Origin of the sequence: Zobellia sp. 1_MG-2023 (genome assembly GCF_030549125.1) — a bacterium.
Lineage (GTDB): Bacteria > Bacteroidota > Bacteroidia > Flavobacteriales > Flavobacteriaceae > Zobellia > Zobellia russellii.
Genome location: NZ_JAUOSY010000003.1, coordinates 234502 through 256971, shown reverse-complemented (window position 1 = coordinate 256971; position 22470 = coordinate 234502). Strand labels below are relative to the sequence as shown.

The following is a 22470-nucleotide window of genomic DNA, read 5'->3' as shown; positions in this document are numbered from 1 at the left end:
ACCTAAAAAGCAATGATGACCAACGAGCAAATTGGCATACGCACCACCTATCTTAGTATTTTTGGGAATGTGGTTTTAGCACTTATAAAAGGGCTTGCCGGTATTTTTGGAAACTCTTATGCTTTAATTGCCGATGCCATAGAGTCTACTACGGATATTTTTTCTTCGGCTCTAGTTTTATTGGGTTTTAAGTACGCAAAACGCCCGGCAGATTCCAACCATCCGTACGGTCATGGTAAAATTGAGCCCTTAATTACTTTTGGGGTGGTAGCCTTTTTAGTGACTTCGGCAACCATTATTGCCTATGAGAGTATACAGAACATACAAACACCCCATAAGGTTCCAAAAGCGTGGACACTTATAGTTTTAGCGGGTATAATTTTATGGAAAGAAATTCTATATCGTTTGGTTATCAAGAAAAGTAAAGAGACCCATAGCTCTTCTTTAAAAGCCGATGCTTGGCACCATAGAAGCGATGCCGTAACTTCTATAATGGCCTTTATTGGAATCTCAATAGCTATTATTTTTGGTAAGGGGTACGAAACTGCGGATGATTGGGCAGCTTTGCTGGCTTCGGCATTTATTCTTTACAATAGCTATTTGATTTTTAGACCTGCACTTGGTGAGATTATGGACGAGCAATTATATGATGACATATTGGTTAGGGTCCGAGAAAAATCTATGGAAGTGAGCGGAGTGCTGGATACTGAAAAATGTTACATTAGAAAAGCGGGAATGAAATACCATGTAGATTTGCACGCTAGGGTAAATGCTACTATTTCCGTAAAGGACGGACATGAAATTGCCCATAACCTAAAGGACCATTTAAAATCAGAAATACCAAATTTGGGCCATGTATTAATTCATATTGAGCCACATGAATAAGATGAAGTTGAAAATCACCCAACTTCATCTGAGGAACTGCTACCGAATTAAAAATAATCTATAAATTTAGCACCTTATACTAATTCAGAATTGGTAACGGGGACCTCAGCTAACCGGACCAATCTAAAAACAACTCAATTAATGAAAATGAAGTCAAGATTAATGATGGCAGCTACAGTTTTATTACTGTGGACAGGAAATGTGTTACAAGCGCAAGATGAAAACCCATTAGAAGGAAAGTGGGATTTGGTAATTGAAAAGGATGGAACCCAGCTTCCCTCGTGGCTAGAGATTACCCATTCCGGAACAAATACTTTGGTAGGTCGTTTTGTGTATGCATTTGGTAGTGCAAGACCAATTTCGGAAGTAGTGGTAAATAATGATGTTTTTAGTTTTGTTATACCTAAGCAATGGGAGCCGGAAGGAACGGATATGACCTTTACCGGAGCTTTGGATGGCGAAGGTCTTAAGGGAACTATGATTTATACGGATGGGCAACCTTATAGTTGGACCGCCGTTAGGGCACCAAAATTAGATTACGTAGCAAAAGCCAAATGGGGTAAGACCAAAGAGCTTTTTAACGGTAAGGATTTAAGCGGATGGAAAGCAATGGGGGAAAACCAGTGGCTAGTTGAAGATGGTATTCTGTCCAGTCCAAAGTCTGGTGCCAACTTGGTGTCCGAAGAAAAGTTCAAGGACTTTAAATTACATGCAGAATTTAAAGTGCCATCTGGAAGTAATAGCGGTATTTATCTAAGAGGACGTTACGAAGTGCAGATTACGGATGATAAGAGTTCTGACCCTTCAAGTGTATTGTTTGGAGGTATCTACGGCTTTCTGACCCCAAATGAAATGGCGGCTAATGATGCCAGTGAGTGGCAAACGTATGATATTACGTTAATTGGCCGTCGTGTGACCATTGTGGCAAACGGAAAAACGATTATAAACGATCAAAATATTCCAGGAATAACCGGTGGGGCGCTAGATAGTAAGGAAGGAGAGCCGGGTCCGTTTTTAATTCAAGGAGATCACGGTCCTATAATGTTCAGAAAGTTTGAGGTAACTCCAAGAGTAGAGTAGTGCTTCAATAAGAATACTTAGAAAACGCCTACCGCCTTTGAGCAGTAGGCGTTTTTGTATTGCTACCAGTTAATTTCGGAAGAAAGTGTCAAAGGCTTACGTTCCGTTGTTATAATAGAATTTAAATCAAATTCATTGGCTTGGTGAATAGCCTCGTCAAAAGTAAAGTCGCATTTGGCTTCAATTTCTGACGGAGCCACTTCGTACGTTTTAAACGCTTCCAAATCTAGAAAGGACAACCTGCTTAAATCTTGCGTCAATATAAATGATTTGGTCTTTAGCTTTCCGTTCTCTTCGTACATAATGGTTTTGTAGAATTCCGAAGGGATTTTATAACCTCGGTATTCACGGTCATCCTCATTAAAAATACACCCACCAATAATGCTAACACGAGACCGATCCATTTCTGTTTGATCGTACAGGGAATTTTCAAGTTCTCCCCAAACACCGCCTTTTCCACTTTGGTTAAAACTGTCCATTTGTGGCGCTATATTGGTGAAAACAAAAGAATCAGAGTTGGCTTTTTTCGCCTCGGCATAACTGCCCCAGTTTAAATCCACTCTACGGGCAAGGTGGCCACGATCTAAAGGATTGCTTTTGTACAATTGGTTTCCTGCTTGGTTCTCTGATGGTATTCTTGAATCCTCAAAAAAGCTTGCACCCTTTCGGGGGACTTTTTTAAGGTTTCTGCCATCTATATTCCATGCCACCCAAATAGCAAATTTGGTGCGTCTACTTAACGCCAAAGAAAAATGGGTGTAATCTACTATTTCAGAGCCTTCCAATTGATAAGCAGCATCTATGTTATTTAACTTTGGAGGATGTATAGGGGTGTTCAAAAAATTACTATCAAAAGCCATAAATAGGTGTGTTACTAAGATTAAGACATCAAAAATGCAAAACTTTAGTAGTTGAGTGGTTATTCTACGTTTTAAATTATGTTTGTTTTTACGTAAGCTTACGTCCTTACAAACTGTTTTTTAATGCGGTTTTATTTCTTGTTATAGCTTCGTCAATAGCATCCCATAGTTTTATGCGATTATTCAGGGCTTCTTTGGCTACGGACAATGTTTCTTGCCATTTTTGTTCGTCATGTCCGCAAAGTTCGGATACCATTTGCAAGGAGAGTGGGCCATGTTCATCACCATCTAGCTCAATATGTCTTTCTAGGTAGTATACAAACTTGTTGTATTCTTTGTTTTCTGCATCGGCACTTTTTAAAACTTCCATAAACATATCCGGTATAACATCTTCCCTGCCAAACGTAAATGCAGATGCTACTAAATGCGGTTTTCCGGTAGCGATAGTCTCAAATGAGAAACGAACAAAATCCGCTACCTTTTTGGGAATGTCTATTTTTTGCAATGCGTCGTTTACCGTAACCCCTTGTTCTAGATGGCGAATAAAAGTTTTGGATTTTGAAATGTCAGCTCCTAATTGCTGCATAGCTTCCAAATACATCTCAAAATGACTTTTAGGCTCTCCTAATTCGTTTATATCACTTTCTTCACCATGTACTATTTCATTAATAAACCGTGCTAACACAGGATTGGCACTGGGGGTCCATGGAATACTAACATTGGTCAATGATATCTGAAGGGACTTTAGCAGCGACATGAAGTCCCAAACCGCATACACATGGTTTTCAGTAAAGGTTCTAATATCTTCTATACTGTTGAGGTTATTGTAAAGGGGGTGATTTTGAAGTTGATTTCGTAAATCGCGGATTTCATTTTCAATAAATTCAATTTGATACATTGGTTCTGTTTGTTTTATTAGCTCTGGGGCTAAATATCATGAGTATAATAGATATGATTAAAATAGGAATAATCTTATATTTTAGAAAGAATTACACTACTTTTTAAATAAATGTTTGACATATTAAACATTGGTACAGGTATTAGCAATCACTCATGTTGATACCCACTGCGAGTCCGCCTTCCGAAGTTTCTTTGTATTTGGAGCTCATGTCTTTTGCCGTAGCCCACATGGTTTCAACTACCTTGTCCAGCGGAACCTTAGCATCTTTAGGGTCTGAGACTAATGCTAACTCTGCGGCGTTAATGGCTTTTATGGCGCCCATACTATTGCGCTCTATACAGGGTATTTGTACGAGTCCGCCTATGGGGTCGCAAGTTAGGCCAAGATGATGTTCCATGGCAATTTCGGCCGCCATAAGGACTTGCTCTGGTGAGCCGCCAAGTAATTCAGTAAGAGCACCTGCCGCCATGGCACTAGAAACACCAATTTCTGCTTGACATCCACCCATTGCTGCAGAAATGGTAGCGCCTTTTTTAAAAATGCTGCCAATTTCACCGGCTACGAACAGAAATTTTTTGACGTGCTCAAAATGGGCCTCATGGTTTTCTATCACCATATAATACATAAGAACCGCGGGAATGACTCCTGCACTACCATTGGTGGGAGCTGTTACCACGCGCCCCAACGAAGCATTTACTTCATTGACCGCTAAAGCAAAACAACTTACCCATTTTAGGATTTGGCGGAATTTAACTTCTGTATTGCGAATGGTGTTTAACCAAGATTGGGGAGAATTATAAGTGGTAGAATCTCCCAATAAATTTTTGTTGAGCTCAAAAGCACGACGGGTAACGTTTAGTCCCCCGGGTAATTTACCTTCGGTATGACAGCCAATGTACATACATTCCAACATGGTTTGCCAAACATCATTTAACTTTTGATCTATTTGGGCATCATCACGTAAGGAGCGTTCATTTTCCTGTACTATTTCTGAAATACTTTTGTTTTCGCTTGCACAGTATGCCAAAAGTTCGGAGCCTTTTTGAATTGGAAAAGGAAAACTGTCAAAAGTAGCTATGTTGCGTTTGGCATTTTTTCGTTCTTTAACAACTACAAATCCGCCTCCTATAGAATAATACGTGTTCTTTTTAGTTTTACCCGATTTTAAGGTAGCCTCAAACTGAAGTCCGTTGGCATGAAATTCTAGAAATTTTTTATGGAATATAATATCGGTTTTAGGGTGGAAGGGAATTTCTTTACATGCCCCAAAGTTTAATACATTGTTTTCCTGTATGTGCGATATAATGGAGTGAATGGTATCAACAGGAATTTTAACAGGATCGGTGCCGGATAGACCCAGCATTACGGCATAGTCCGTAGCGTGCCCCTTGCCTGTTAGGGAGAGAGAGCCGTACATATGTACTTTTACGGCAATAACCTCATCAAAGATTTGCGCAGACCGTAGTTCGCTAATCCAACGTTCGGCAGCTCGCCACGGACCTAAGGTATGGGAACTAGAAGGGCCTACACCGATCTTAAGCATATCAAAAATACTGATGGACTCCATAAACTTAATTTATGGTGTAAAGATAGATAAAGCATGCTTCTGGCAAAGTCAAAAACGGGAAGCCAAAAACTTAAGAAATAGCAATACCCGTTTAAGTCAATTGTTGCTTTTTTGCCCTAAGTTGTCGGTTTTAGCAGTAAAAAAGGGTTGTTCTGGCGTGTTCTTCGCTATAAAAAAAGTAAAAATGACATCATGTCAGGTTGTGGACGGTTGGCATATTGTTTGTCATTTAGAAACCGATTATAAAAATTAGCACTAATATTTAAAACATATAGCATGAGTAAAATTATAGGTATTGACTTGGGTACTACCAACTCCTGTGTTTCCGTTATGGAAGGTAACGAACCGGTAGTGATCCCTAATGCAGAAGGAAAAAGAACAACACCCTCTGTAATTGCGTTTGTAGAAGGTGGAGAAATTAAAGTTGGTGATCCTGCAAAAAGACAGGCGGTAACCAACCCTCACAACACTATATATTCTATTAAGCGTTTTATGGGAAACAAATTTTCGGAGTCTAGTAAAGAGGCCGAAAGAGTTCCTTATAAAGTAGTAAAAGGAGATAATGACACACCACGTGTAGATATTGATGGCCGTTTGTATACGCCACAAGAACTTTCTGCTATGATTCTTCAGAAAATGAAGAAAACTGCAGAAGATTATTTAGGGCAGGATGTTAGCCGTGCGGTAATTACCGTTCCAGCATATTTTAACGATGCACAACGTCAGGCAACTAAAGAAGCTGGTGAGATAGCAGGTCTTACTGTAGAAAGAATTATCAACGAGCCTACCGCAGCTTCTTTGGCTTACGGTATGGACAAGAAAGATACGGATCAGAAAATAGTTGTTTTTGACTTTGGTGGTGGTACACATGATGTATCTATCCTAGAGTTGGGTGACGGTGTTTTTGAAGTATTGTCAACAGATGGTGATACACACCTTGGTGGTGATGATGTTGATCAAAAAATTATTGATTGGTTGGCGGATGAGTTCAATAAAGACGAAAGCATAGATTTGCGTAAAGATGCTATGGCATTACAACGTTTACGTGAAGCTGCTGAGAAAGCTAAAATTGAATTGTCTTCTTCTGCACAAACTGAAATCAACTTACCTTATGTAACGGCTACCGCTACAGGACCTAAGCATTTGGTACGTACACTTACAAGAGCCAAGTTTGAGCAATTGATCGAAGATTTGGTAAAAAGAACTATTGAGCCATGTGAGACAGCACTTAAATCTGCTGGACTTTCTAAGAGCGATATTGATGAAATTATCTTAGTAGGTGGTTCTACAAGAATTCCAGCAGTACAAGAAGCGGTTGAGAAATTCTTTGGTAAGAAACCTTCTAAAGGAGTAAACCCGGATGAGGTTGTTGCAATTGGAGCAGCTATTCAAGGTGGTGTTCTTACAGGAGATGTTAAAGATGTATTGTTATTGGATGTTACTCCATTATCCTTAGGTATTGAAACTATGGGTAGCGTAATGACCAAGTTGATCGAGGCGAATACTACGATTCCAACAAAGAAATCTCAAGTATTTTCTACGGCAGCGGACAATCAACCATCAGTAGAGATTCATGTATTGCAGGGTGAGCGTCCAATGGCATCAGACAACAAGACAATTGGTCGTTTCCACTTAGACGGTATTCCACCAGCACCAAGAGGAACACCTCAAATTGAAGTAACTTTTGATATTGATGCCAATGGTATCATCAAAGTTTCTGCAACGGATAAGGCAACGAACAAAACGCAGGATATCAGAATTGAAGCTTCTTCAGGATTAACAGAGGAAGAAATCAAGAAAATGAAAGCGGAAGCGGAAGCTAATGCTGAATCTGATAAAAAAGCAAAAGAAACTGCTGACAAGTTGAACGAAGCAGACGGAATGATTTTCCAAACAGAAAAGCAACTGAAAGAATTTGGTGAAAAATTATCAGATGATAAGAAAAAACCAATTGAAGAAGCTTTAACCGAGTTAAAAGCAGCATACGAATCTAAAGACCTAGCAGTTATTACGCCAGCTTTGGATAAAATCAATGAGGCTTGGAAAGTTGCTTCTGAAGAAATGTACAAAGCTCAAGCAGAAGCACAGCAAAACGGTGCAGCTCCTGAAGGTGATACTGCTACGGCGGAAGAGCCTAAAGAAGGTGATAACGTAGAAGATGTAGACTTTGAAGAAGTAAAATAAGTATAAGCGTTTAGCGCTCTACATATAAGACCCGTCCAGTTTTCTCTGGGCGGGTCTTTTCGTTTTGTCAATTTGGTACGTGTTTTGTTTTCAGTTGACAGAATATCAAGTAGTTTTGTAGTATGATTAAGAAATTCTTGTTTGTGTGTATGGTATGGGGCATATCCTCAATGGTATTTTCCCAAGACATCGAGATTTTTAAAATTTCCGATTTTAACCTAAAGGGAAATGTTAAATCCTGTTTGGTAATCACGGACTATGGTAAGGAAGAATATTACTTTAATCCAGAGGGTTTTTTAACCAAATCGGTTACCCGTTATAATGATACGGATTATGAAACCACGTATTATAAGTTTAAGGACGGTTTTTTAAAAGAACGTAGGATAGAGAATTATATGGATGGCGTTTTTGATTATGCCACTTCCATTGCCAGTCTTTATGAGATAGATACCGTAGCAAGAAAGATAATGGAGAAAATCGTTTCTTATGAAAAGAAACAATTGGAAAAGAACGTTTATAGTTATGATACGGATGAGAAATTAGTAAAACTTGTTCGCACCAATACCAGTGGTATAGATGAAATAGACTTTGAATATGTTAAGAATGATACCGTAGATACGGTTTCTAAAAAGGTAAACGGGGTATTATCTAAATTGGTTACTACCACTTTTTTTGTAGAGAATGACCGAAAATTTAAAAAGGTTATTTCAAAAAACTATATGGAAGGCAATCTTGCTTCTAAAACCGTTGAGGTTTTAAACCCAAAGAACAAGGTAATACAGCATAAAGAGTTCATGTTTGATGGTTCTACAGAAAAATGGATATCATTGAACGATGAAAGTTATCAATACGATGAAAACGGATTCCTTTCTGTTGTCACGACCAAAAAGCGCTTTGGTGAGCTTACTCAAGAATACATTTATCAATTTGATGGTACTTCTGCCAATAATTGGGTAAAAGAAATAATTACACCTAGCAACACGTATACTACAAGACGTATAAAATATTACCCGCCGGTTGCAAATCAGACCGTTTTGGAAGAACAGAAGAATTGAAATATTAGCAGGAAGAATCTGCTATAATTTTCCACTCACCATTTATCCGTTTAAAGATTATCATAAATGTGCCATTGGCATCACCTACGTCTCGTACTAAAAAATATTGCCCCATAACGTAGTAAGAGTCTTCGGTTATTTTGGAAATCTGGTCAATTTTAAAATTTAATGTTCCTATTTCGGCTTGGGTGGGGTATCCTTTCTTGTAATTATCCAAAGTGGTTTGCCATCCTTTTGTGATTCTACCACCACTATAGTAGGTAAGGTCTTCGGATTTCCAGTAACCTTCCATGAATCCTTCTAGGTCTTGATTAGACCATGCCTTTTCTTGATTGTGAAGAATATTTTTTATGGTTTCAATATCACTATTTTGGGCGTAAAGTGTTCCTATTGAAGTCAATAATACAAAAAAGAATAAAGAGGTGCTTTTCATTTTTTAGTGGTTTTACGATATACAGGGGTAAGGTATAAAAAAAGCCCCGCAAAATTTCCGGGGCCTCTCTCAAAATAAATAAACACTAAAAATTAATCATTTGTATGTAAGTTCAGTATATACCAAAAAAGCAACATAAGACTGGCAAATAGTCCTAAGGAAGCTGCAACATACTGGTTGGATTTATATTTATGGACCAGGTTTGAGGTTTGGTATAAAATAGACCCCGACGCCAAAATTACCATGGCGGCACTAAATAGAAGCCCTAGGTTAAAACCAAATAATATACCTGCTACAATGAGTCCTAGAGCAATGGCAAAACCCACGGCCAATATTGATTTCAGGAAGGAAAAATCCTTTTGGGTCAGAAGTACAATGGCAGAAAGACCTGTGAACAAAGATAGGGTCATGATGGCAGCTTGGTTTAAAATATCAAGAGAGCCACTTTCTGTCATTGTTATGGCAATAAATATTAATGGAATAAATATGAATGCTTCGGCAACAACATAGAGGAGAAGACCCCAGTAATGCGTACTGTTCTTATCGCTCTTCAAAGCCAAACGTTCTGCGTAATTGGTAATGAATAAAAAACCTCCCAACATAATCAACCAGCTATACCCTTGCGTTAGCGAAAGTGCAAAATTCAATAGTGGGGGAATCTGAAAAAATAGGGTTTCAATAAGAATGAACAGTAACACGGCGCTAGCTAAATGGGCATAGGTTTTTCTGTAAAAAGCGGCTTTTTCTACCTCGGTAAGGGTATTTACCAAAGCGCCGTTAGTGGTTTGGTGGTTTTTCATGTCTATAGTTTTGGCTCAGGACACAAATAAAAAAATATTATTAGAAGTAAAGATGGTTTTTGGTTGAACGGTAGTTATATTCGTTTTTTGTGTAAACTCCTTATTATTAGTAGGTATTGGTAGGGGTGGCTTATATCTCAAAAGCTATGAATATTGTTAAACGTATAGAAAGTTAAATAATTGACCAGTATTTACGGTTAATTAGTTTGTGGGAAATCTTAGTTTTGTAGCTGTCAAAAAAATAACAACTATTTTCGTAAACTAAGAACTAAATAACCTAATTGTTAAAATGAAAAAAGTAGTCACTTTCGGGGAAATTATGTTGCGTTTGGCCCCTGCAGGATTTTTAAGGTTTTCTCAAGCCACCAGTTTTGATGTAATTTACGGTGGAGGCGAGAGCAATGTAGCCGTTTCTCTAGCTAACTATGGTGTACCAGTTGATTTTGTAACACGTTTGCCAAAGAATGATATTGGTGAATGTGCACTAATGGAAATGCGAAAGCGTGGCGTTGGTACCGATAAAATTGTTTTTGGAGGTGACCGTTTGGGAATTTATTTCCTAGAGACAGGAGCTGTTAGCCGAGGGAGTAAGGTAGTTTATGACCGGGCTCATTCCGCTATTGCTGAAATAGAAAGAGGAATGATTGATTGGGACGCCGTGTTTGAAGGCGTAGAATGGTTCCATTGGACAGGTATTACACCAGCTATTTCTCAAGGTGCTGCAGATGTTTGTTTGGAAGCTGTAAAAGCGGCAAGTGAAAAAGGAATTACTATTTCAACTGATTTAAATTACAGGGCCAAGCTTTGGAATTACGGTGGTGATAGAGAAGCTATCATGACCGAACTTACATCATATTGTGATATTATTTTGGGGAACGAAGAAGATGCAGAGAAGCACTTTGGTATTCACCCTGAAGGTTTGGACGTTCATAAGGATGGCGCCGATGTTAAGGCAGAAGCGTTCTTATCCGTTTGTAAACAAATGATGAAAAAATTTCCTAAAGCCAAAAAGGTAATTACAACTTTAAGAGGCTCTATTTCTGCTTCTCACAATACGTGGGCAGGTGTATTATGGGACGGTTCCAAAATGTACGAAACACGTCAATACCAAATTACGGATATTGTTGATAGAGTAGGAGGAGGTGATTCATTTATGGGCGGTTTGATCTACGGATTGCTGAAATACCCTGAAGATGACCAAAATGCATTGGACTTTGCCGTTGCTGCTTCCTGTTTGAAACATACAATTAAAGGAGATGCCAACTTGGTAACCGTAAGCGAAGTTGAAAAATTGATGGGTGGCGATGCTTCCGGTCGTGTTGCAAGATAAGAACATTAACTACAAACAATAAAATATGGCTCAGTATTCAAGAATAGAGGTTGCATCCGTAATGAAAGAAAACGGTATGGTGCCTTTGTTTTATCACCCAGATGTAGAGTTGGGTAAAAAAGTTTTAAAGGCATGTTATGACGGTGGATCACGTTTAATGGAGTTTACCGCTCGCGGAGATTTCGCTTATGAGGTGTTTCTGGAATTGAACAAGTATGCGATAAAAGAACTTCCTGGAATGGTTATGGGAGTTGGTTCTATTACTGATGCCGCTGCTGCTAGTTTGTTCATGCAAATGGGGGCTAACTTTATTGTTACGCCATCACTTCGTGAAGATATAGCAATTGCCTGTAATCGTAGAAAGGTGCTTTGGTCACCGGGATGCGGTTCTTTGGCAGAGATAAATAGAGCGGAAGAAATGGGATGTGAAATCATCAAACTTTTTCCAGGTTCTACTTACGGACCAGGGTATGTTAAGGCTATAAAAGGCCCACAACCATGGACTAGCGTTATGCCAACAGGAGGTGTAAGTACAGATGAAGCTAATCTAAAAGGTTGGTTTGATGCTGGCGTTACCTGTGTGGGTATGGGTTCTCAGTTAATCAGTAAAGATATTTTGGCCAACAAGGATTATGCTGGCCTAGAAAATCGTGTAAGGGAAACTTTGGCTTTGATTAAAAAGCTAAGATCTTAATACTATTCGAAAAACGCTTTTCGAATTCCTAATTCCAATCCTCGTAATTCGGCTAAACCGCGCAAGCGGCCAATAGCTGAATAACCGGGATTGGTTTTTTTATGGAGGTCATCTAACATTTGGTGACCATGATCTGGTCTCATAGGAATTATGGCATCCTTTCTTCCTTCTGTTTGTCTTCTTTTTTCTTCAGCAAGAATCAATTTAATTAGGTCATACATGGGTACATCACCTTCAAGATGGTTGGCCTCGTAGAAGTTCCCGTTATCATCACGCTTTGTACTTCTAAGGTGCAGGAAATGAACACGATCAGAAAAACGTTCAAACATTTTCGGTAGGTCATTATCTGCCCTGGCCCCTAAAGAACCCGTACAGAAAGTAATACCGTTGCTTATAGATGGTACTTTATCAAAAATATAGGCGTAATCCTCTTCGGTGCGCATAATACGTGGCAATCCTAATATAGAAAATGGCGGATCATCTGGGTGAATACACATGAGTATTCCGTTTTCCTCAGCAGTAGACATTATGGAATTTAAAAAATAAACAAGGTTGCTGCGCATATTATCTTCGTTCATGCCCTTATAGGTGTCTAAAGTCTTCTGAAACAGACTTAAATCAAAATCTGTCTTAGGTATGTTATATGTTTCGGAAGAGCCAGGGAGACCGGCTATAATTGTTTTTACTAATTTATGTATGTCCTCTTCGGACATAGCATCATAATAAGATTTTGCCGCTTTAGTTTGTGATGGGGAGAAACTTTTTTCGGTATCGGGCCTTTTTAATATAAATAGGTCAAAAGCGGCTAGAGCGGTGGCATTAAAAAAAAGAGCCTTGGACCCATCTTCCACTTCATGGTCTAGGCTGGTGCGCGTCCAGTCCAATACAGGCATAAAATTGTAGCAAACTACGTTGATGTCGCATTTGCCAAGGTTAATCAAACTCTGTTTGTAATTTTCTATAAGTTGTTCAAAGCCATCTTGCTGCGTCTTTATACTTTCATGAATAGGTAAAGATTCTACTACGGACCATACCAACCCATTATTTTCTAATAGATTTTTTCTTTCCTCTATTTCGGCTACAGTCCAAACTTCGCCATTAGGTATGTGGTGCAAAGCGGTAACGATTCCTGTGGCACCTGCCTGTTTAATATCCTGTAAGCTTACTGGGTCATTGGGCCCATACCATCTCCATGTTTGTTCCATATTAGGTACTTATGATTGTTTGATATATGATTTTAAAATTTTGATAGGTAACTATACTCCGCTGAAAGCACTAAATCCACCATCTACAGGAAGAACAATGCCGGTAATAAACTTAGAAGCATCACTGCATAAAAACTGTATGGCACCATTTAATTCTTCAACTTCTCCGAAACGCCCCATTGGTGTGTTTCTAATAATGGTTTCACCACGATGGGTAAATGAGCCATCCTCATTTGTTAGTAGGGCCTTATTTTGTTTTCCGATGAAGAAACCTGGGGCTATAGCGTTAACCCGTATACCACTACCAAATTTCGTAGCCATTTCAACGGCCATCCACTTTGTGAAGTTTTCCATTGCTGCTTTTGAGGCGGAATAACCGGCCACTCTGGTTATGACACGGTCAGCGGCCATAGAAGAATAATTTATAATGACACCCTCTTTTTGTTTGGACATCACTTTGCCGAATATTAGAGAGGGGATAAGGGTTCCGTTTAGATTAAGTTCCGTAACCTTTTTAAAGTCATCAACTTTTATGTCAAAGATGGTTTTGTCGGGAGCCACTGTAGCTCCAGGAAGGTTGCCTCCGGCGATATTAAGAAGGATATCTATTTTTCCAAAATCAGCTATAATTTGGTTTTTTGCACTTTCAAGAGATTGTTCACTCAAAATATCAGCCTCGTAGGCATTAGCGTGTACGCCCACGGTTTTAATTCCATCTAATAAGGATTGTACCGATGTCTTCTTTCTCGTTAACAAGGCCAATTTAACTCCAGACTTTGCCAAGCTTTTGGCAACGCTACCGGCTAAAGCACCACTCGCACCTGTTATGACAGCAACTTTATTTTCTATGTTGAACATAATGTATTCATGTTTTATATTAAAAGGCCAAGATAAAACAATCTAATTTAAATGATAGAAGTGGAGGTTTGAAATCTAGTTTTTAACGGAATTTAATAAGGCAAAATATTCATGAATACTGGAACATTTAAATAAAAACAACTAAAAATTTGTTCAAAATAAGTGTGGGATAATACTTTTTAAAGGCTATTTGAGTGTAGGTTATTTCTTTATTACATGGGCTTTTAGCGCATATATTGTGTATCTAGTACACTTAAAAACACTTCTGAACCATTTGTTATAGTCATCTGATCATTTGTTGTTAAGGAATAGTTAAATAAAGTTCACATTTGGGGAAACTTAAACAAATGTTAACTGCTCAATTAAACTTTTTAACTTATGAATGGAACTAACTTTAAAATTAAAAACTGGCTACCCCACAGATATCTGTCGGGATTGTTATGGCTTTTGGCCATAGCGTATGGCCATGCTCAAGAGATAACCGTAAGCGGAACGGTTTCGGATGACACAGGAATTCCTTTAGCGGGTGCCAATGTACTTGTAAAGGGAACAACCAGCGGTACCCAAACAGATTTTGATGGTAACTATACTATTACCGCAGAAGGAGATGCAACTTTGGTATTCAGTTATATTGGCTTTACCAAGCAAGAGGTTGCTGTTAATGGTCAGACAGTGGTTAATGCAACCCTGGCGGAAGATGCCAGTCAATTAGAAGAGGTTGTTGTAATTGGTTATGGTTCTCAGAAAAAGTCGGATTTGACTGGGGCGGTAAGTACTGTAGACAGCGAGGAAATAAATAAATTTACTTATAATGATGCTGCTCAGGCTATTCAAGGTCGTACAGCGGGTGTGAGAGTAGAGGCCAATGGAGGTTCTCCCGGTGCAAATGCCCTAGTCACCATTCGTGGCTCCAGTACCTTGTCAGATGCAGGTCCATTATATGTGATTGATGGTATGCTTACCGGAGACATGACGTCGTTGAACCCAGGTGATATAGAAAGTATCTCCGTATTAAAGGATGCTTCTGCCAGTGCTATTTACGGTTCTAGGGCAGCTAATGGTGTTATTATCGTTACTACAAAAAAAGGTACCCGTGGAGGTATAAAAGTAGATTTGGATTATAGCTATGGTCTTCAATCATCTGTAAAGACTATTGACTGGGCCAACTCTAGAGATTATGCTACCATTGTTAACAGGGCTAGGGATAATGATGGAAACGCAAGGTTTCCAGCAAATGATGCTCAGTTCAATCCTAGTATAGATAGTGATATTCAAAAGGAATCACTACGTACTGCTGGCGTAATGAATGCCAATGCAAGAATTTATGGTGGTACTGAAAATAGCACCTATAGCCTTTCTATGAACCATTATGATCAAGAAGGTATTGTAAAGCAGTCAGATTATAAAAGAACTACTGCGAGAATAAACGCTACATTGACAAAAGGAAGGTTTAAGTTAGAAAACACGGTAGGTTTAACACGTTCTATTGATAACCCTAACCCATATTTCAATAAGGAAAGAGATTTGGTACCAACTATCCGTATATACGATGATGAAGGTAACTTTAGTGCTACTGATCAGCCAGCTGATGTAGCGGTAGGAGCATTTTATGGTGTTGGAAACGTAGGTAACTCCTTAGGTCTGGCAACCGTTGAAGATAGAACGGTTACTCGAAACAGTATATTAGGTAATATTGCCGGTTCGTTTGAAATTATCGATGGGCTGACCTATAAACTAAATTTAGGTTTAGATTATTATGCGAACAATAATTATAGATTTACCCCAACCTATGTATTCAATTCTGCCACGTTTGGTAACAACCAATTTGCTGAGTTGGCCGAAACGAATACAAACTTTCTTTCAACCTTAATTGAACACACTTTAACTTACAGTAAGGAGTTCAATAAACATAATATAAACTTTGTAGCTGGTTATACAGATCAGGTTTCAAACACAAGGTCTCTTGGAGCTTTGGCTAGAAAATTTCCTTCTAACGATGTGCGTGTAGCTTCTGCTGCCGAAGATAAAGTTAATTTTCCATCCCAAGATTTAACTAAAACTATTCAGAGTTACTTTGGTAGGTTGAGTTATGCTTATGATAGCAGATACTTGTTAACGGCTACCATACGTAGAGATGGTTCTTCATTGTTCAAAGAAGATCTTAGATGGGGTACTTTTCCTTCATTTGCTATAGGTTGGAATTTAGGTAATGAAAGTTTTATGGAAAACTTTACAGCCATTACTGATATAAAAATTCGAGCAAGTTATGGTGAAGTTGGGTCGGATAACGTTCCAATTTATTCATTAAGTCCAGAATTGAACCTTAATAGTGAATATCCAATAGGTGACGGTCAGGAAAGAGCTACGGGATACTCAATTACTAAAGGTATTAATGATCAAATTACTTGGGAAACCAGTAAGACAACCGATATAGGTTTGGAATTTAGGGCATTGAATCAGAAGTTGAGTATAACAATGGACTATTTTCAGAAGAAATCCGAAGATGTATTGGTTGAGTTGGGGTTACCTTTATATACTGGTTTTGGAAACAGAGTGCCATTTAATACGGCAAGTATTGAAAATACTGGTTTTGAATTTTTGGCAAATTATTCGGATAGTTTAAGTGAAGATTTTTCATTTAATATTAGTGGAAACTTCACAACATTAAACAACGAAGTTACGGCTTTGGGTGATGCTACTCCAATTATAGAAGGACAATTTACATCAAATGGGTTAAGAGGAACTAAAACAGATGTTGGTCAACCCGTTTCTTCTTTTTATGGATATATTGTAGATGGAATCTATCAAACAGATGCAGAAGCTCTAGCGGCAAATGATAATAATAACCCACAAGCGGGAGATTTAAAATTTAGAGATATCGCTGGTCCCGATGGTTCAGGGCCAGATGGAATTGTTGATGAAAATGACCAAACCTTTTTAGGGAATCCCGCTCCTAATTTTGAATACGGTTTCAATATTTCCGCGACATACAAAGATTTTGATTTAAGTCTTTTCTTTAACGGCGTTTCAGGTAACAAAATATTGAACGGTAACATTTATCGAGGATATTTTGATACAGAGGGGAACTATCTTACGGATGCTCTAAGAGCTTGGACACCAACAAATACGAATACTAACATTCCAAGAAATACACAGTCAGATCCAGGTTTCAACAGAAGACCATCTGATTTTTATTTAGAGAATGGTGCTTACTTCAGATTAAAGAATATGCAGTTGGGTTATACTATTCCATCTGATATCTCTGAAAAAATGAAGATGACGAAGTTGCGTATATACGGTTCTGCTACAAATCTGTTTACAATTACAGATTATACAGGTTATTACCCTGAGGTAGGTAGAAACACAAGATCGTCTAGAAGAATTTTTAGCTCGGGTGTAGATGAAAGTGCTTATCCAACAGCAAGAACTATTCAACTGGGAGTACAGGTTTCATTTTAATTCTAACAAAAAAAGACATGAAAAATAAAATAATATCAAGAAGTCTATTGGCTGCACTGGTATTGCTGCTAGTGATATCATATAGTTGTCGGAAAGACATATTAGAACAGGAAAATCCAAACGCGGTAACACCGCAATCATTTTGGAAAACAGAGGATGACGCCAATAAAGGTATCATTGGGGCTTACAGTCCGTTTACACATATTTGGTACTATACACGTTTTGAAATATTCCTTTCGGATTATAGAGATGACGTTGTGAATGCTTTCGCAACATCAGAACGTACTGCAGCGGGATCTTTTAATGGAATTCCGCAAAGTAACGGTGCATTTTGGGTTTGGAGTGCTATGTTTCAAGGAGTAACCCGTGCCAACGAAGTATTGGCCAATGTTCCTGATATAGAAATGGATGCTACGGCCAAAGAAAATATATTGGGCGAAGCCTATTTTATTCGTGCTTATAACTATTTTAACCTTGTAAACGGTTGGTTAAATGTGCCGCTTATTACGGAACCGATTTCAGATTTGGAAAACCCTAAGGCGGTTCCGCAAGCAGATCCTGCAGAAGTATGGGCACAAATAGAAAGCGATTTAAAGGAAGCTCAGGCTATGGCGCCAGAATCATGGCCGTCTGCTATGAAAGGAAGGATTACTTCTGGTACCGCAACAGGTTTCTTGGGTAAAGTTTATTTATATCAAAAGAAATATGCTGAGGCCAAAGCGGAATTTGCCAAAATAATGGACGGCAGATACGAATTGATGGAAAACTACGCGGATAACTTTACCGAAGCTTCGGAAAACAATAAGGAGTCATTGTTTGAAATTCAATTGGTAAACGATGGAAATACTGGTTGGGGAGGAGATGCTCCTGGAGCTGGTAAAGGTGCTGCTTTTCATCCGGATATAGCTCCTAGAGGATTTACAGGCCAGGATGGTATGCGTATCAATGATTGGGTTCTAGATTTATTCTTAGATGAAAGAACCGTAAATGATGAAATAGACCCAAGAGCTTTTACAACTTTATTTTTTAATACGGACGAGTTTACCGTTTATCAAGGAGATACATTGGTTTCTCAGACGTACGGAGATAAAAGTTATAAAGAGGTGTTTCCAGATACCGATTTAGTTTGGGGTAACAAGTGGTTGGATATAAAATTTGACGATAAGACAGGTTCTCAAGATAACGGATGGCATCAGTCAGGTAACAACTTAAGGTTGTTACGCTATGCAGATATCCTATTGATGTATGCAGAGGCCGAGTTTATGTTAAATGGCTCTACTGCAGATGCTCTAAATGCTATTAATGAAGTACGGGCAAGAGTTGATATGCCGGCATTAACAAGCATTACAATGCAAGACATAGAAGATGAAAGAGTTAAAGAGTTGTCTTTGGAAAGAACCAGATACTTTGATATTCTAAGATGGGGTAAAGTAGAGGAGTATATTGTAAACAAACCAGAGTTAAAATCTGAGAGTGCAGGTACAAGCTCATATAGACCTGGTCGTGAATATATTGCTATTCCTCAGAATGAGATAGATGCTAACCCTGTATTTAAACAAAATCCAGGATACTAATTTATTGTTGTTTATTTTTAAAGGAACCATTGCGAGATGGTTCCTTTTTTTTTAAATTGAATTTTAGAATTATGCCCTTGAAGAAATTACTATTTATAGCAAGTTTGATTTCCTTTATATCCTGCGATAATCAACAAAAACAATTTCAGCTGGTTTCTGAGCGTGATTCAGGTATTGATTTTGCAAACACGATAAACGAAACCGATGAACTCCATTATTTTAGTTTCCCCTACATCTATATAGGAGGAGGTGTTGGTGTGGCAGATTTTGATAATGATGGCCTTAATGATATTTTTTTTGCGGGAAACGTGGTTTCATCCAAGATTTACAAGAATACTGGAGATTTTAAGTTTGAAGATGTTACCCAAAGTTCGGGTATTGAAGGCAGCTATTGGGCTAATGGGATATCCGTAATTGACATTAATCAAGATGGTTTGATGGATGTGTATGTCTCTGTTGGAGGCTTTGCTACTGAGGCTGAGCGAAAAAACAAACTTTATATAAATCAAGGGAACTTTAAGTTTACGGAGCAAGCAGCAAATTATGGTATAGATGATTCCGGATATTCTACTCAAGCCGGATTTTTTGATTATGACAGAGATGGGGATTTAGATTTGTATGTAATGACTCATGCAAATGAACCGCCAAAAGAAATAGAAAAGCTATATACAAAAAATGATGGTTCAGGACCAAGTACGGACCGTCTATATGAGAATAAGGGCGTGGGAGCAAATGGCTATCCTCAGTTTGAAAATGTCTCGGAAAAAGCTGGTATTTTAATAGAGGGTTATGGTTTGGGACTTGCAATAACGGACATTAATAAAGATGGTTGGCCGGATATTTATGTAGCCAATGATTTTGTTGCTAATGACCTTTTGTATATTAATAATCAGGACGGTACATTCTCGAACAAATTATCTCAATATTTTCAGCATACATCAAGAAATGGTATGGGTATAGATGTTTCGGACATAAATAATGATGCCCTGCCTGATGTACTGGTCATGGATATGCTACCGGAGATTAATAAGCGTCAGAAAACCATGACCGCCAATATGAACCACGAACATTTTAAACAAACCCTTAGGGAGGGGTTTTCGCCACAGTTCATTAGAAACACACTGCAATTAAATCAAGGTAACGACGTACAAGGTAAGCCTGTTTTTAGTGAAATAGGTCGCTATTCTGGTTTGCATCAAACAGATTGGAGTTGGTCTCCGTTAATTGCAGATTTTGATAATGATGGGTTTAAAGATGTCTATATAACCAATGGCTTTAGGCGGGATATAACCAATCACGACTTTATGGAATATTCAAGTCAGGCCGGAATATTTAAAAATGGAACGGGTAGGGCCTCCGAAAAGAAAATAGTAGAGCGCTTAAAAAAGTTGGATAGTATATTCTTGCCTAATTACGCTTTTTCCAATGATGGGAGTTTAAAGTTTACGGATAAGACCCAACTATGGGGACTTGAACAGGCATCTTTATCCAACGGTGCTGTATATGCAGATTTTGATAACGATGGAGATTTGGATTTGGTCGTGAATAATATTAATGCTCCGGCCTTTCTCTATAAAAATAATTCTGATAAGACTCAGGAAAACCACTATTTAAGAGTGCGGTTAAATGGAAATAAGAATAATGTAGAAGGTATAGGAGCAAAGGTCATTGCTTTTTTATCCAGTAAAGAAAAACTTTATTATGAATACAACCCCGTAAAGGGTTATATGTCATCGGTAAGTTCTGCCATTCACATGGGGCTAGGTAAACAAAACCATGTAGATTCTTTAAAAGTTATTTGGCAAGATGGTACTCAACAGCTTCTTGAAAATATTCGTGTAGATACATTATATAACCTTAACAAGAACGAAGCATCAACAATCAATAAGAAAAATCAAGTTCCTGCTGCCAGAATGTTTACGGAAATTGAAGATGCAAATGTTATAGGGTATAATCACTTTGAAAATGATAACAGTGATTTTAGAGGAGAACCTTTACTATTGCATTTAAATGATTTTAATGGCCCTGGAATAGCAACAGGAGATATTAACGGTAATGGTAAAAAGGATGTCTATGTTGGTGGGGCAAGAAATTACCCCGGTAAAATTTTTCTCAACAGGTCAAACGGTATTTTTGATTCTATAAGTCTTCCGGGCTCCAAAAAATATGAAGACCTTGGGGCTCTATTCTTTGATTCTGACGGAGATGATGACCTTGATTTATATGTCGTTAGCGGAGGTAGTTCTGTAAAATATTTTGATAAAGGTCACTATCAAGATAGGCTGTACATTAATAAGGGTAATGAAGTTTTTGAACATAAAACAGATGCATTACCAGAAATAAAGGCTAGCGGATCTTGCGTAGTAGCTGCCGATTTTGATTCGGATGGTGATTTGGATTTATTTGTTGGGGGTATGATTGTTCCAGGAAATTTTCCGGACACACCAAATAGTTATTTGCTCGAGAATGTTAATGGAAAATTTATAGATGTTACTGAAAAGAAAGCGGAAAAACTGCGTACAATAGGGTTGGTCAGTTCTGCTCTATGGACAGATTATGATAATGATGGCGACTTGGACCTTATGGTGGCTGGAGAATGGATGCCAATAACCATATTTGAAAATAAAAATGGTAGATTGGAGCATAATACTCAAACTGGGCTGGAGAATTATAGTGGATTTTGGAATAGCTTAATCGGTAAGGATTTTGACCATGATGGAGATATAGATTATATAGCAGGTAATTTAGGGGAAAACACCGCATATAAAGTAACCAAAAAAGAACCAATGAGGGTATACGCCAAGGATTTTGACAAAAATTCTAGTATAGATCCTATAATTACAAGGTATATTAAAGGGAAGGAAGTACCCTTGGCTCCTAGAGGTGAATTGGCAAAACAATTGGTTTCCATTAAAAGAATATTTCCTAATTATGATCAATATGCAGAGGCTGATATGCCCAAAGTACTAAAGGCATTAGATACTACTGGAATGAGAGTGTTGAAGGTTAATTATATAAGCTCTAGTTATATTGAAAATTTAGGCAGCGGAAAATTTACTGTAGTCCCATTACCTCAAAAAGCACAGCTGTCTCCACTTTTTGGTTTGGATACAGGTGATTTTAACTCAGATGGTTCGGATGATATTTTGGGAGTTGGAAACTTTTATCTTACCGAGGTAATCTCAGGCTGGTATGATGCTGGAAAAGGTGTTGTGCTTAGCGGGGATAATCAAGGGAACTTCACATCGGTTTTACATACTAAAACTGGGTTTAAAGTTGAGAATGATGCACGTGCTTTGGTGAATGTGGTTCTAAATGATTCTACCCTTTTGTGGTTAGCATCGGTAAATTCCAATAAGGTAAAACGTTTTAGACAAAATCTCAAGTTACCCATTGTGCAGTTTGAACCGGGGGAAACTAATGCCGAGATATATTTTAAAAATGGAGATGTAGCCAAGCAAGAGTTCTATTATGGTGCCGGTTATTTATCGCAATCGTCAAATAGTATTCAGGTTCACGAATCAATGGATAAGATTTTAATTTATGATGCTGAAGGTATAAGTAGAGAGGTTGTTCTAGATTAAA

16 protein-coding genes are annotated in these 22470 nt (G+C 38.2%); 9 read left to right on the top strand and 7 right to left on the bottom strand.

The window, feature by feature from the left end; genetic code table 11:
- Window positions 1-15 precede the first annotated feature (15 nt).
- Both Q4597_RS08435 and Q4597_RS08430 read left to right on the top strand, forming a co-directional pair.
- Window positions 16-885: a cation diffusion facilitator family transporter gene (locus Q4597_RS08435; RefSeq protein ID WP_289040673.1), complete on the top strand. Its 870-nt coding sequence runs from the start codon at window positions 16-18 to the stop codon at window positions 883-885.
- A 147-nt stretch (window positions 886-1032) separates the two neighbouring features.
- Window positions 1033-1965, top strand: coding sequence for a DUF1080 domain-containing protein (locus Q4597_RS08430; protein WP_303405808.1), 933 nt, complete (start codon window positions 1033-1035; stop codon window positions 1963-1965).
- Window positions 1966-2027: 62 nt separating this feature from the next.
- Here the strand turns inward: Q4597_RS08430 and Q4597_RS08425 are convergent, their stop codons facing one another.
- The 3 genes from Q4597_RS08425 to Q4597_RS08415 form a co-directional block, all read right to left on the bottom strand.
- A complete protein-coding gene (locus tag Q4597_RS08425; RefSeq protein WP_303405807.1) occupies window positions 2028-2825 on the bottom strand; it encodes a DNA/RNA non-specific endonuclease in 798 nt (265 codons plus the stop codon).
- Between the two features lie 106 nt (window positions 2826-2931).
- Entirely contained in the window at window positions 2932-3723 is a 792-nt protein-coding gene (locus Q4597_RS08420) for a DUF3050 domain-containing protein (RefSeq protein WP_303405806.1), read from the bottom strand.
- Between the two features lie 142 nt (window positions 3724-3865).
- Window positions 3866-5293 (bottom strand): L-serine ammonia-lyase, encoded by a 1428-nt coding sequence (locus Q4597_RS08415; protein WP_303405805.1) that lies wholly within the window; start codon window positions 5291-5293, stop codon window positions 3866-3868.
- A 276-nt stretch (window positions 5294-5569) separates the two neighbouring features.
- Between Q4597_RS08415 and dnaK the strand changes: the two genes are divergently transcribed.
- Entirely contained in the window at window positions 5570-7477 is a 1908-nt protein-coding gene (dnaK, locus tag Q4597_RS08410; RefSeq protein WP_303405803.1) for a molecular chaperone DnaK, read from the top strand.
- Window positions 7478-7599: 122 nt separating this feature from the next.
- Window positions 7600-8532: a hypothetical protein gene (locus tag Q4597_RS08405; protein WP_303405802.1), complete on the top strand. Its 933-nt coding sequence runs from the start codon at window positions 7600-7602 to the stop codon at window positions 8530-8532.
- 4 nt (window positions 8533-8536) lie between these two features.
- Here Q4597_RS08405 and Q4597_RS08400 read toward each other — a convergent pair whose 3' ends face one another.
- Window positions 8537-8965, bottom strand: coding sequence for a nuclear transport factor 2 family protein (locus tag Q4597_RS08400; RefSeq protein ID WP_303405801.1), 429 nt, complete (start codon window positions 8963-8965; stop codon window positions 8537-8539).
- 92 nt (window positions 8966-9057) lie between these two features.
- Complete coding sequence (locus Q4597_RS08395) at window positions 9058-9765, bottom strand: Bax inhibitor-1 family protein (protein ID WP_303405800.1); 708 nt, start codon at window positions 9763-9765, stop codon at window positions 9058-9060.
- Window positions 9766-10054: 289 nt separating this feature from the next.
- Here Q4597_RS08395 and Q4597_RS08390 point away from each other — a divergent pair, with 289 nt between their 5' ends.
- Window positions 10055-11095: a sugar kinase gene (locus tag Q4597_RS08390; protein ID WP_303405799.1), complete on the top strand. Its 1041-nt coding sequence runs from the start codon at window positions 10055-10057 to the stop codon at window positions 11093-11095.
- A 25-nt stretch (window positions 11096-11120) separates the two neighbouring features.
- Entirely contained in the window at window positions 11121-11789 is a 669-nt protein-coding gene (locus tag Q4597_RS08385; protein ID WP_215439154.1) for a bifunctional 4-hydroxy-2-oxoglutarate aldolase/2-dehydro-3-deoxy-phosphogluconate aldolase, read from the top strand.
- Between the two features lie 2 nt (window positions 11790-11791).
- Here the strand turns inward: Q4597_RS08385 and uxuA are convergent, their stop codons facing one another.
- Both uxuA and Q4597_RS08375 read right to left on the bottom strand, forming a co-directional pair.
- Window positions 11792-12994 (bottom strand): mannonate dehydratase, encoded by a 1203-nt coding sequence (uxuA, locus tag Q4597_RS08380; RefSeq protein ID WP_303405798.1) that lies wholly within the window; start codon window positions 12992-12994, stop codon window positions 11792-11794.
- Between the two features lie 51 nt (window positions 12995-13045).
- Window positions 13046-13852, bottom strand: coding sequence for an SDR family oxidoreductase (locus Q4597_RS08375; protein WP_303405796.1), 807 nt, complete (start codon window positions 13850-13852; stop codon window positions 13046-13048).
- A 378-nt stretch (window positions 13853-14230) separates the two neighbouring features.
- Here Q4597_RS08375 and Q4597_RS08370 point away from each other — a divergent pair, with 378 nt between their 5' ends.
- The 3 genes from Q4597_RS08370 to Q4597_RS08360 all read left to right on the top strand — a co-directional run bounded on the left by Q4597_RS08370 (window position 14231) and on the right by Q4597_RS08360 (window position 22469).
- A complete protein-coding gene (locus tag Q4597_RS08370) occupies window positions 14231-17311 on the top strand; it encodes a TonB-dependent receptor (RefSeq protein ID WP_289062901.1) in 3081 nt (1026 codons plus the stop codon).
- Window positions 17312-17328: 17 nt separating this feature from the next.
- The gene (locus Q4597_RS08365; RefSeq protein WP_215914533.1) at window positions 17329-18885 is read left to right on the top strand and encodes a RagB/SusD family nutrient uptake outer membrane protein; all 1557 of its coding nucleotides are present in this window, start codon (window positions 17329-17331) and stop codon (window positions 18883-18885) included.
- Between the two features lie 71 nt (window positions 18886-18956).
- The gene (locus Q4597_RS08360) at window positions 18957-22469 is read left to right on the top strand and encodes a VCBS repeat-containing protein (protein WP_408065833.1); all 3513 of its coding nucleotides are present in this window, start codon (window positions 18957-18959) and stop codon (window positions 22467-22469) included.
- Window position 22470 lies beyond the last annotated feature (1 nt).